Annotated in this window: 11 protein-coding genes; 10 read left to right on the forward strand and 1 reads right to left on the reverse strand. The window is 67.3% G+C overall.

Translation table 11 applies throughout. The features are described from left to right. The first annotated feature begins 204 nt into the window (after window positions 1-204). Window positions 205-1,035: a hypothetical protein gene (locus Q0Q47_RS30425; protein ID WP_293868846.1), complete on the forward strand. Its 831-nt coding sequence runs from the start codon at window positions 205-207 to the stop codon at window positions 1,033-1,035. Window positions 1,036-1,378: 343 nt separating this feature from the next. Here the strand turns inward: Q0Q47_RS30425 and Q0Q47_RS30430 are convergent, their stop codons facing one another. Continuing rightward, window positions 1,379-1,801, reverse strand: a complete 423-nt coding sequence (locus Q0Q47_RS30430) for a hypothetical protein (RefSeq protein ID WP_293868848.1) — start codon at window positions 1,799-1,801, stop codon at window positions 1,379-1,381. 288 nt (window positions 1,802-2,089) lie between these two features. On the opposite strand from Q0Q47_RS30430, the gene Q0Q47_RS30435 reads away from it, so the two are divergent. From Q0Q47_RS30435 to Q0Q47_RS30475, 9 genes are all read left to right on the forward strand, one after another. Then, a complete protein-coding gene (locus tag Q0Q47_RS30435) occupies window positions 2,090-2,809 on the forward strand; it encodes a hypothetical protein (protein WP_293868850.1) in 720 nt (239 codons plus the stop codon). Between the two features lie 149 nt (window positions 2,810-2,958). Next, complete coding sequence (locus Q0Q47_RS30440; RefSeq protein ID WP_293868852.1) at window positions 2,959-4,020, forward strand: GntR family transcriptional regulator; 1,062 nt, start codon at window positions 2,959-2,961, stop codon at window positions 4,018-4,020. 2 nt (window positions 4,021-4,022) lie between these two features. Further along, window positions 4,023-5,564, forward strand: coding sequence for an ABC transporter substrate-binding protein (locus tag Q0Q47_RS30445; protein ID WP_293868854.1), 1,542 nt, complete (start codon window positions 4,023-4,025; stop codon window positions 5,562-5,564). A gap of 342 nt (window positions 5,565-5,906) precedes the next feature. Next, complete coding sequence (locus Q0Q47_RS30450) at window positions 5,907-6,887, forward strand: ABC transporter permease (protein ID WP_293868856.1); 981 nt, start codon at window positions 5,907-5,909, stop codon at window positions 6,885-6,887. A 7-nt stretch (window positions 6,888-6,894) separates the two neighbouring features. Further along, window positions 6,895-7,752 carry an ABC transporter permease gene (locus tag Q0Q47_RS30455; RefSeq protein WP_293868858.1) on the forward strand — a complete coding sequence of 286 codons (858 nt, stop codon included), beginning with the start codon at window positions 6,895-6,897 and terminating at the stop codon, window positions 7,750-7,752. Between the two features lie 2 nt (window positions 7,753-7,754). Continuing rightward, the gene (locus tag Q0Q47_RS30460; protein WP_293868860.1) at window positions 7,755-8,699 is read left to right on the forward strand and encodes a succinylglutamate desuccinylase/aspartoacylase family protein; all 945 of its coding nucleotides are present in this window, start codon (window positions 7,755-7,757) and stop codon (window positions 8,697-8,699) included. 65 nt (window positions 8,700-8,764) lie between these two features. Then, window positions 8,765-9,706 (forward strand): ABC transporter ATP-binding protein, encoded by a 942-nt coding sequence (locus Q0Q47_RS30465; RefSeq protein ID WP_293868866.1) that lies wholly within the window; start codon window positions 8,765-8,767, stop codon window positions 9,704-9,706. Continuing rightward, window positions 9,699-10,664: an ABC transporter ATP-binding protein gene (locus tag Q0Q47_RS30470; protein ID WP_293868862.1), complete on the forward strand. Its 966-nt coding sequence runs from the start codon at window positions 9,699-9,701 to the stop codon at window positions 10,662-10,664. Before Q0Q47_RS30465 ends, Q0Q47_RS30470 begins: the two co-directional genes overlap by 8 nt. Window positions 10,665-10,993: 329 nt before the next feature. Further along, window positions 10,994-11,281 (forward strand): GIY-YIG nuclease family protein, encoded by a 288-nt coding sequence (locus tag Q0Q47_RS30475; RefSeq protein WP_293868864.1) that lies wholly within the window; start codon window positions 10,994-10,996, stop codon window positions 11,279-11,281. The last annotated feature ends 126 nt before the right edge of the window (window positions 11,282-11,407 follow it).

Consider the following 11,407-nt stretch of genomic DNA (forward strand, 5'->3'; position numbering starts at 1 on the left):
CCACCCGTCTCGCGCTTCGCGCGATCCACCCTCCCCTGCAGGGGAGGGAAAACGCTCTCAGCCATGGAGAACCATGTGGGTGGAGGCGGATCAACAAGGGCCCCCTCCCCGCCTTGACCGGCACCGCGCAGGGGCGCGATGAAGGAACGGCCGGGCTCATGGACAGCGGCGTCCGTGCGCCCACCGGGACGGGAGCCAGACACCGTGGACGAATCCAGGCCCAAGATGCCCGAGCCGGCCTCGCGCGAGCCCAAGGCGGCCGACACCGGCTCGCCGCGCACGCTCGCGATCATCCTTCTCGCGATCAGCCTGGTGTGGGCCATCTGGCCCATGATGATCGCCCTGGGGCTGCGGCTCTGGCCGCGCGGCGACCTGGAGGCGATGGGCCAGTCGGGCGACATGTTCGGCAGCCTCACCGCGCTCTTCACGGCGCTCGCCTTCGGCGCCGTGTGGTGGACCGGCTGGCTGCAGCGCAAGGCGCTGGCCATCCAGGCCAAGGAGCTCGCCGCCCAGCAGGAGGAGCTGCGCGACACCCGCGCCGTGATGGCGCGCCAGCTCTTCGACAGCCGCTTCTTCCGCATGCTCGACCTCTTGGAAACCCGCAACCAGGCCATCCGCGTGGGCGACGCCATGGGCCAGCAGGCCAAGCGCGACCTCCTCGCCCACGTCACCGCCGCCACCCAGCAGCACCCGGACGCCGCGCTGCCCGCCATCATGGACGCCTGGAGCCGCCACGGCGAAGGCAACCCCGCCGCCCGCAGCGGCATCGAAGCCTGGCTCGCCACCCTCTCCGTCACGCTCGCCGTCATCGACGACCCCGCCAACGGGCTGGGGCCGCAGGACCGGCTGTCCTACGCCCACATCCTCAAGGCCAGCCTCGACGAGGCCGACCTCGTGATGGTGGCGTGTAATGCGCTGATGTGGGGGACGCTCAATCCGCTGGCGATCCGGTATGGGACGCTGGGGAATTTGTACGACGAGACGCTGCGGGCGGGGTTGAGGGAGCGGTTTGCGGGAGTGGTGTTTGATTGGTGAGGGGGGCAACGAAACCTAGGCGTGAGCTCGGAATGAGAGCGTGCGCGAACAGTGCTTGCAAGGACCTGGGGGACGCGGAGCTGATCATCTTGCAGAATGGGCTGGGGCGTTCGTGACGGGGCGGCCCAAGCGTCTGGCGCGCTGGATCAGGAAGTGACGGCGCTTCAGCAACATGAATCGACGGACGTTAGCGCCAGACGCTGGCGACCATGTTCGGACCCAGCTGCAAAGCAACATAACCGCTCTCCAGCTTCCACTTTCCGATACGAAGCCCTACTAAGCAAACAGAGCGGGGCTTTGCCATGCTTTCGACCAGCTCGATTCAAGATGATCTGGATCTTGACTAGTTCGGAAGACTGACTACTTCTGCATCGAAGCCGCACTGCATGTGAGCCGTCCGCCCGACGTTCTGCATCCCAGACCCGGTCTCAACGCGCGCTCGAACAAGATACTTCTTGTGCAACACTACGGTTATGCCCTGAATTTTCCGGGTCTGCGTGCCGTCCATTTTCTCTATATTGCAAACCGGTGCGCGCCCGTTTTGTGATACGATGCGCGTTTTGCCATTCACAAGGTACTTGCCATCAGGAGCGATGATCCACTCCGCCTTATCTGCTGTTTTCCCACCACCACCTGCTCCCACCTTGTCCGTCTCCCCTGTATTCACGACATACGAACATACGTCCGAACTCGGGGGACAAACGTAGTCAGCCAAGCAAGCACTCGGAACGAGGAGAGAAACGAAGACAAGCCCGTACAGTCGCATGTCGATCTCCTTTCCCTGTTTCGACTTCGCTGAGCCCTACCACACCATGGCAAGCGGAGCAATTTGAATATTGATGTGACCGAAATATTTATTAAGTAACAACGACCGCCTCGTCCGATTTAAACAATGAACTTTTGTGAAATTTTACGCAGGGAGCAATGATGGCTATCCGTTGAAGGACGAACCAACTATTCTTTTTTGAGTTCACTTGCGCCTGAATTCGATGTTTGCTGTATCTTGAACCTACCTTCCGTTTCATTCCGTAAATGAACCTCTGGGGGCGCACTCATGAACAAAACTGTAGAAGATCCAGACCATGATGAGGTCGTGAATGGCACGAGTCGTGCGACATTGCGCAAGATCTGGATGTCGCTGTCAACCGTGACGTTCCTTGTCATGGTGATTGCGTTTGGTAAGACGCAGGGCGCCCAAATTGATCCTAAGATCGGAACCCCTTTCGAGATAAAATTTTCTCCGGAAACGCCCGACGCAGTCGTTGGAATGTGGGGAGTGCTTTTTATGGCCGTGCTCCTCCTGCTGTCCGGGCCCATTCTTCACGAGCACGCACTTCGGGGGGGAAGGTCCTGGCGAGAGCGGTACGCCTTTCGGTTGTTTGATGCCGCTCCTTCTGTGGGTGTGGGAGCATCAGCTCAGACGCTTGCCTTCATCGTTTTCTCGGTAGCGCCAGTATATTCCCTCTTCCATTTTTGGGATGTGTTCTTGTCTCGAGGAAAGATCTGCGCTTCTGGCCCAGACAAGAAACTGATCGTTGTAGCCGAAGGCGGGAAAAATCTATTTAAGATTCCAGAAGGCTATAGCGACAGGCCGCTTCTGGGTGACGCATTTCGCTTGGCCGGCTCTTTCAAGGACGGGTTCGATTGTCTATCAACCACAACGTTCTTTCCGGTTGTCGGCCCACTTCTCTTGTTCGGACTGACAACTTTTGCGCTCCTGGTCACCTTGCGTTCGTGGATAGCTCTTGGGGGAGACAGATACCTATCTGATTGACGTGTACTAGCGGTCTAACAGCGTTGATTCCCGGACCAGCAGGGCCAAACAATCGCTCGCCGATGTATTGGGACCAAGAACCTTTCATTGGATCCCCCTTGCCCCCTCCCCGCCGTGTGCTACCGTCCTAGCACACGCGGGCGCTCGGCATGTTTCCCCTCGACCACACGCACCTCGACAAGTCGCTCCCCGTCCCGGTCGGCCGCCAGCTCTACGGGTTGATCGCCTATGCGATCTCGTCAGGCTCCATGCCTGACGGGGACAGGCTTCCCTCCGTGAGGGATCTCGCCGAGATGGTGGGGCTCGCCACCATGACCGTGAACAAGGTCTACAAGGACCTCGCGGAGGCCGGCCTCATCGTCGTGCGCAAGGGGCTGGGGGCGTTCGTGACGCGGCCGTCCCAGCGCATTGCGACACCGGATCCGGAGACGGCGGCGCTGCAGCTGGCGATCGACGGGGTGCTGGCGCGCGCCGGGCGGCTCGGCATCGGGCGCGAGGCGCTGATGACGATGATCGGCACGCGGATGCAGGTGCGCCGGCTGCATGCCGGGCTGCGGCTGCTCTTCGTCGGCGTGTTCGCCGGGCCCACGCGCGACTATGTCGAGGAGATCCGGCCCTTCCTGGCGCCGGACGACTGGATCGACTTCACCACGCTCGACGCGCTGCGGGCGGACGAGGGCGAGCGGCGGCGCTGCCGGGAGGCGGATGCGGTGCTCACCTTCCTGCACCGGCAGGGCGAGCTCGAGAAGATCGTGCCGGAGGCGCGCGCGCTGGGCCTGCGCTTCATCCCCTCGGAGGCGACGCGCCGGGCGCTCGCCGGGCTCGACCCGCGCGACCGGATCGCGGCCGTGACGCGCTTCGAGGAATACATCGCCATCATGCGCCCGAGCATCCGGCAGTTTGCGCCGCATGTGTCGGACATCCTCGTCACACGGTCGGATGCGCCCGGGCTCGCCCGCACGCTCGCCGACCGGTCGGTCGTCGTCTACGCCACGGGCGCGGACGACGTGACGGAGCTGGCCGCGCCCGGCACCCACTCCTTCGAATACCGGCACACGCCCGATCCGGCCGAGCTCGGCCGCGTGCTGGTGCCGTTCCTGGCGGGCCTGCGCAGCGCGCGCGGGGCCGCCGCGCCTGCAGAGCCTTCGCCCGACACGACCAGCACCAAGACACCGGCAACCCGCCGAAAGCACGCCACAAGAGGGGAATGACCATGCTTCGCCGCACTCTTCTCGCCGCCACCTGCCTGTCGCTCGGCCTTCTCGCCGCGCCGGCCGCTAGCTTCGCCCAGGCGCCCGCCACCGTGCGCGTCGGCCTCGACGTCGACGCCGGCACGCTCGACCCGCGGCTCGCCCGCGACACTTCGGCCTACCGCGTCACGGATCTCATCTATGACGGGCTGGTGCGGCTCTCGCCGGACCTGAAGCCCATGCCGAACCTCGCGACGAAGTGGGAGAACCCGGATCCGCTCACCTGGATCTTCACGCTGCGCGAGGGCGTGACCTTCCACGACGGCTCGCCCTTCACCGCCGACGACGTGGTCTTCACCTACCAGACGCTCTTGAAGCCCGAGATGAACGCGCCGTTGCGCGCGCTCTTCACGCCCATCGCCAAGGTGGAGGCGGTCGACGCCAAGACGGTGAAGTTCACCTTGTCCGCGCCCTATTCGCCGCTGCTCAGCTATCTCGAGATGGGCATCGTGCCGAAGAAGGCGGTCGAGGGCGGCGCCGACATCGGGCTGAAGCCCGTCGGCACCGGGCCCATGAAGCTCGCGAGCTGGAACCGCGGCAGCAAGATCACGCTGGCGGCCAATGCCGGCTACTGGGGCGGCGCACCGAAGACGCAGGAGCTGCAGCTCGTCGTCATCGGCGACAACACCGCCCGCGCCCAGGCTTTCGAGGCGAAGGACCTCGACCTCATCCAGTCGCCGCTCTCGCCGCAGGACATCAAGCGCCTGCAGGCCAACGCCGCCTATGGCAACGCGGTCACGAGCGGGCTCGGCATCACCTACCTCAACTTCAACGTGGGCGACCCGGCGGTGTCCGACCCGGCGCTGCGCCGCGCGCTCGCCATGCTGGTCGACCAGAAGAGCATCGTCGGCGACCTCTACCGGGGCGTCGACCAGGAGGCGAGCTCCATCCTGCTGCCCTCCTCCTGGGCCTATTCGGCCTCGATCAAGCAGCCGACCTACAACCCCGCCGAGGCCGCCAAGGCGCTCGACGCGCTGGGCTGGAAGGACTCGAACGGCGACGGCATCCGCGACAAGGGCGGCAAGAAGCTGCAGGTGACGATCTCGACCCACAACGAGGATCCCAATCGCGTCCAGACGCTGGAGTTCATGCAGGCGGCCTTCCAGCAGGCGGGCGTCGAGGCGCAGATCCGCATCACCGACTGGCCGGCCTTCTCCACCGGCTACGTGCAGAAGAGCCAGCACCAGGTGGCGCTGCTCGGCTGGCTCAACATCGTCGACCCGGACCGGCTCATGTACGGCCAGTTCATCACCAACGGCCCGCTCAACTGGAGCAAGTACTCCAACGCCGAGGTCGACCAGCTGCTCGAGACCGGGCGCAAGTCCCTCGACCTCGAGGCGCGCAAGGCCGCCTACCAGAAGGCCGCCACCATCATCGCCAACGAGCTGCCCTACTACGTGCTCTCCTACCAGGGCTACCAGGTGTTCTACGCCAAGTCGCTCGGTGCGCTGGAGGTGAACCCGCGGGGGTATCTGCGCAACGTGCTGGGGATGGCGGCGAAGTAAGAACGTGCGAGTGGTTTCCTCTCCCGCCCCCCGATCTCCTCATCCTGAGCAGCCCCCGCAGGCGGCGTGTCGAAGGACGCAGAATGCCGGCAGCGGCACGGTCGTGCGTCCTTCGACACGGCCGCTCCGCGGCCTGCTCAGGATGAGGACCGTGGGGGTGGGAGGACGAGCACCTCGAACACGAACCCATCATCTCTCGCCCCCCTCGTCCGTCATGGCCGGGCTTGGCCCGGCCATCCACGACTTCGGGTCGGCCCAGGCAAAGTCGTGGATGCCCGGGCCAAGCCCGGGCATGACGGCTGAGGGGGTGAGCATGGACCTTGAAACAAGGCCCCTCCCCCCATGCTGACCTACACGATCCGGCGGCTGGCGCTGTTCGTGCCGATGGCGGCGGGCATGGTGATCGTCACCTTCGGCCTGCTGCTGCTCGTGCCGGGCGATCCGGCCGCCGTGCTGCTCGGCCAGGAGGCCTCGGCGGCGGACATCGCGCGGCTGCGGGCGAGCCTCGGCCTCGACGACCCGTGGTATGTCCGCCTCGGCGGCTACTTCGCGGCGCTGCTGCAGGGCGACATGGGGCGCTCGATCTTCCAGAACCAGACGGTGGCCTCGATCATCGGGGAGCGGCTGGGCGCCACCGTGGAGCTCGCCTTGGCGGCGCTGGTGGTGGCCATCGTCATCGGCTTCGTGCTGGGCGTCGCGGCCGCCATGTTCCGGGGCAGCTGGATCGACACCGCCTCCATGCTGCTCGCCCAGTTCGGCGTGTCCATGCCGGTCTACTGGCTCGGCATCCTGCTCATGCTGGCCTTCGCGGTGAAGCTCGGCTGGCTGCCCTCCATCGGGCGCGGCGAGCCGCTCGTCACCGCGCTCGGCATGGCGCTCACCGGCAACCCCGCGCCGCTCTTCAAGTCGCTGTCGCATCTCGTGCTGCCGGCGCTGGCGCTCGGCGTCAACTCGGCGGCGATCATCAGCCGGCTGGTGCGCACGGCCATGATCGACGTGCTGGGCGAGGACTTCGTGCGCACCGCCTATGCCAAGGGGCTGCGCCGGCCACGCGTCATCGTGCGGCACGCGCTGCGCAACGCGCTGCTGCCGGTCGTCAGCGTCATCGGGCTGCGCTTCGGGGCGCTGCTCGGCGGGGCGGTGCTCACCGAGAGCATCTTCGGCTGGCCGGGGCTCGGGCAGCTCACCATCGCCGCCATCGGCCAGCGCGACCTGCCGCTCATCCAGGGCATCGTGCTCACCTACGCCATGATGTTCGCGCTGGTGAACCTCCTCGTCGACCTCTCCTACGCGCTGATCGACCCGCGCGTCAGGCTCGGGTGAGGCGGCCATGCTGAAGCGCGCGCTGGCCCACCCCTCCCTCTTCGTCGGCGGCGTGCTGACGACGCTCATCGTCTGCGCCGCGGTGTTCGCGCCGTGGCTCGCGACGCATCCGGTGGAGCAGATGGCCATGCGCGAGCGCTTCGCCATGCCGTCGGCCGCCCACTGGCTCGGCACCGACAATTTCGGGCGGGACCTGTGGACGCGCATCATCTTCGGCGCGCGGATCTCGCTCTCCATCGCGCTCATCTCGGTGTCGGCGGCGGCCGCCATCGGCAGCGCCATCGGGCTCGTCGCCGGCTATTTCGGCGGCTGGATCGACCTCGTGCTGATGCGCGTCACCGACGTGTTCCTGGGCTTCCCGGCGCTCATCCTGGCGCTCGCCATCGTCGCGGTGATGGGCCCGGGCGTGCTCAACGTCTCGATCGCGCTCATCATCGTGTTCTGGACCGAGTATGCGCGCGTGGTGCGCTCGGCGACGCTGGTGCTGCGCGAGCAGGCCTACGTCACCGCCGCGCGGGCGCTGGGCGCCTCGCATTTCCGCATCATCACCAAGGAAATCCTGCCCAACACGGTCGGGCCCATCATCGTGCTGACGACGCTGGGGCTCGGCACCGCCATCCTGTCGGAATCCGCGCTGAGCTTCCTCGGCTTCGGCGTGCCGCCGCCTCAGCCCACCTGGGGCTGGACGCTCGCCTACGGCACCCGCTTCATCCGCTCCGAACCGTGGCTCTCCATCGTCGCCGGCATGGCGATCATGCTCACCGTGCTCGCCTTCAACCTGCTGGGCGACGGGCTGCGCGACCTCCTCGATCCCCGCCAGCTCTCGCGCGCGGGCCGCTCCACATCCTCGCAAAAAGGGTCCTGACCATGACCAACACCATGACGATCCGCCGGCCGAAATTCACGACCCACGCGGACGGGACGGATGCGTATCTCACGATCCACGAGATCACCGGCTCGCAGCCCGGCCCCACCGTCGGCATCTCGGCCGCGATCCACGGCAACGAGCCCACCGGCACGGAGATCATCCTGGAGCTCTTCCGGATGCTCCCGACCCTGCCGATCAAGGGCAAGCTCGTGCTGCTGCCCGTCGCCAACCCGCGCGCCTATGCGGTGAACCACCGCTTCACGCCCATCGACGAGCTGAACCTCAACCGCGAGTTCCCGGGCGATCCCAAGGGCAACTACACCCAGCAGCTCGCCGCCGCGATCACGCGCGAGTTCCTGGAGGTCATCGACGTCCATCTCGACTTCCACTCCGGCACGGACCGCCCGACCGTCGACTACATCTACATCTGGAACGACGAGGCGCTGTCGCGCAGCTTCGGCTCCAAGGTGCTCTACCGGCCGGTGCAGACGCGCGAGGGCACGACCTTCTCCGGCACCACAAAGGTCGTGACGCTCGACCGGCGCAACATCCCCGTCGTGGTGGTGGAGCTCGGTGGCGGCATCGTCGACCAGAAGCCGTATGTTCAGCGCGGCATCGCGGGGCTCCTCAACATGCTGCGCCAGCTCAAGGTGATCGACGGCGACGTCGTGCCGCCGCCGAAGCAGGTCGTGGTGCCGGCGATCAAGACCATCCGGCCGACGCAGGCCGGCATCCTCGAGACGCTCGCGCCGCCGCTCGGCGAAGTGATCCGCAAGGGGCAGCTGCTCGGGCGCGTCGTCAGCCCCTACACCTTCGAGGTGCTGGAGGAGATCCCGACGCCCTACGACGAGGGCATCATGATCCTCTCGCACCTGTCGCGGAACCTCGTGGAGTCGGGCGACTACGGCTACATGGTCGGCGACATGAACGGCGCGCAGCCCTGAAGGCCGGGGCGGTGACGCAAGCCTCTCCCCAGCGGGCCCCGGCGCTTTCGGTCACCGGGCTCGACGTGGTCATCGACGGGGACGGCGGGTCCTTCCCCGTGGTGCGCGACATGGCGTTCGCCGTGGCGCGAGGGGAGACGCTCGCCATCGTCGGGGAGTCGGGCTGCGGCAAGTCGATGACCGCCCTGTCGCTCCTGCGCCTGCAGCCGCCGGCGGCGCGCATCGTGCGCGGCGCCATCGCGGTCGAGGGCGCGGACGTGCTCGCTTTGCCGCGGCCTGCCCTGGAGGACATCCGCGGCGAGCGGATCGGGATGATCTTCCAGGAGCCGCTCACCGCGCTGAACCCGGTGATGACGGTGGGCGACCAGATCGTCGAGGTGCTGCAGCGCCACCTCTCGCTGGGCGGCGCGGCGGCGCAGGCCCGCGCCGTCGAGCTGCTGTCGCTCGTGCGCATGCCGGACCCGGCCGCCAAGGCGCGGCTCTACCCGCACCAGATGTCGGGCGGCATGCGCCAGCGTGCCATGATCGCCATCGCGCTCGCCTGCGATCCGGCGGTGCTCGTCGCCGACGAGCCGACCACCGCGCTCGACGTCACCATCCAGGCGCAGATCCTCGGCCTCATCCGCGACCTGCAGCGGCGGCTCGGCACGGCGCTGGTGCTCATCACCCACGACCTCGGCGTGGTGGCCGAGATGGCCGACACCGTGATCGTCATGTACGCGGGCCGGCGCGTCGAGGTGGCGCCGGTGATGGCGCTCTTCGACGAGCCGCTGCACCCCTACACCCGCGCGCTCATGAAGGCCGCGCCGAGCCTCGAGGCGGGCGCGGCCAAGGCGGCCCTCACCGAGATCGGCGGCACGGTGCCGCCGCTGTGGGACCTGCCGCGGGGCTGCGCCTTCTCCAACCGCTGCTCGCTCGCGACCGAGCGCTGCCGGCGCGAGGAGCCGCCACTCGAGGCAAAGCGCGCCGGCCACCTCGCCGCCTGCTGGGAGGTCGCCGATGGCTGAACCCCTGCTCGCGGTCGAGGACCTCAAGGTCCATTACCCCGTGAAGGCCGGCCTCTTCGGCCGCACGGTCGGCACCGTGCGCGCCGTCGACGGCGTGAGCTTTTTCGTAGAGCGCGGGGAGACGCTGGCGCTGGTCGGTGAGTCCGGCTGCGGCAAGACGACGACCGCCATGGCCATCACCAGCCTCGTGCGCGCCACGGGGGGCGCGATCCGGCTCGGCGGGCAGGACGTGACCGGGCTTTCCGCCGAGGCGCTGAAGGCGAGCCGGCGGCGGTTGCAGATCGTCTTCCAGGACCCCTACTCCTCGCTCAACCCGCGCCAGCGCGTCGCCGACATCATCCGCGCCCCGCTCGACATCCACGGGGTCGGCACCGCCGCCGAGCGCCGCGCCCGCGTCGCCGACCTCATGCAGCGTGTCGGCCTGCGCCCCGACCAGGCGAGCCAGTTCCCCCACCAGTTCTCCGGCGGCCAGCGCCAGCGCATCGGCATCGCCCGCGCGCTCGCCATCGGGCCCGAGCTCATCGTCTGCGACGAGCCGGTCTCGGCGCTCGACGTGTCGATCCAGGCGCAGATCCTCAACCTGCTCGTGTCGCTGCAGGCCGAGATGGGCCTCTCCTACCTGTTCATCTCCCACGACCTCGGCGTCGTGCGCCACATCAGCGACCGCGTCGCCGTGATGTATCTCGGCCGCATCGTCGAGATCGCCCCCCGCGACCTCCTCTTCACCGCCCCCGGCCACCCCTACACCGAACGCCTGCTCGGCTCCGCCCCACCGGCCCACCCCCGCTTGCGCAAAGGCTGGTCCCCGGAAGCCGCCGAGCCGCCGAGCGTAGCCGGCATGGGCACGGGCTGCGCCCTCGCGCCCCGGTGCCCGCTGGCCAAGGAGAGATGCCACACGGAGGCGCCGCCGCTGGTCGCGCGGGCGGATGGGCGGTTGCTGGCGTGCCACGAGCGGTAGAGCGAGCCCTCGACAGGAAGAGGCCGCGCCCCCTCCACCGTCCTGGCTTGGCTTCGGCCCGAGGCAGGGGCACGGACAGATCCCCAGTCGTGGATGCTCGGGCCGGAGCCCGGGCAGGACGGCTGGGAGGGCGAGGCCAGCTTCAGAAGTCGCGGCGGAACCGCGTTGGCTGCAGTACGCCTCCGGTCCAAGGTTCTCGCCAACCCCTCCGCCGTCCTGCCCGGGCTCCGGCCCGGGCACCCACGACTTGCAATGGTGTGTGCAGAGGCGGGCGGATTGCAGCTTCTCGTTCGTTGCGGCGGCACGGCTGAACACAGACGCTCGGCACCATGCGCGGTGGCTGGGTCTACATGATGTCGAATCGTCCCAACGGGACGCTTTACACCGGTGTGACTTCGGACTTGGAGCGGCGCGCCTGGGAACACCGCACCGCCTTGATCGGCGGCTTCACCAAGCGCTACGGCCTTACGCGGCTGGTCTGGTACGACCACTATCCGGATGTCTATTGGGCCATCCAGCGGGAACACAACATCAAGCATTGGCCACGTGCCTGGAAGGTGAGGCTCATCCAGGAGCACAATCCCGAGTGGGAAGACCTCTATCCGACGCTGGCGTGATGGAGAGATCCCAAGTCGTGGATGCCCGGGCCGAAGCCCGGGCAGGACGGTGGAGGGGGTGCGACTCAAGGGAGAAAGCCCGCAAGCCCTTCGCGTGGTTCGCCTGCAGTTGGCAGGGACCTACAA

The organism is uncultured Alsobacter sp., from assembly GCF_945952055.1.
Classification (GTDB): domain Bacteria; phylum Pseudomonadota; class Alphaproteobacteria; order Rhizobiales; family Beijerinckiaceae; genus Alsobacter.

Excerpts from the sequence above, each read along its gene's own strand:
- Q0Q47_RS30455 (WP_293868858.1), top strand. The coding sequence starts at position 6,895 with ATGCTGAAGCGCGCGCTGGCCCACCCCTCCCTCTTCGTCGGCGGCGTG.
- Q0Q47_RS30475 (WP_293868864.1), top strand. The coding sequence starts at position 10,994 with ATGCGCGGTGGCTGGGTCTACATGATGTCGAATCGTCCCAACGGGACG.
- Q0Q47_RS30440 (WP_293868852.1), top strand. The coding sequence starts at position 2,959 with ATGTTTCCCCTCGACCACACGCACCTCGACAAGTCGCTCCCCGTCCCG.
- Q0Q47_RS30445 (WP_293868854.1), top strand. The coding sequence starts at position 4,023 with ATGCTTCGCCGCACTCTTCTCGCCGCCACCTGCCTGTCGCTCGGCCTT.
- Q0Q47_RS30450 (WP_293868856.1), top strand. The coding sequence starts at position 5,907 with ATGCTGACCTACACGATCCGGCGGCTGGCGCTGTTCGTGCCGATGGCG.
- Q0Q47_RS30430 (WP_293868848.1), bottom strand. The coding sequence starts at position 1,801 with ATGCGACTGTACGGGCTTGTCTTCGTTTCTCTCCTCGTTCCGAGTGCT.
- Q0Q47_RS30435 (WP_293868850.1), top strand. The coding sequence starts at position 2,090 with ATGAACAAAACTGTAGAAGATCCAGACCATGATGAGGTCGTGAATGGC.
- Q0Q47_RS30470 (WP_293868862.1), top strand. The coding sequence starts at position 9,699 with ATGGCTGAACCCCTGCTCGCGGTCGAGGACCTCAAGGTCCATTACCCC.
- Q0Q47_RS30460 (WP_293868860.1), top strand. The coding sequence starts at position 7,755 with ATGACCAACACCATGACGATCCGCCGGCCGAAATTCACGACCCACGCG.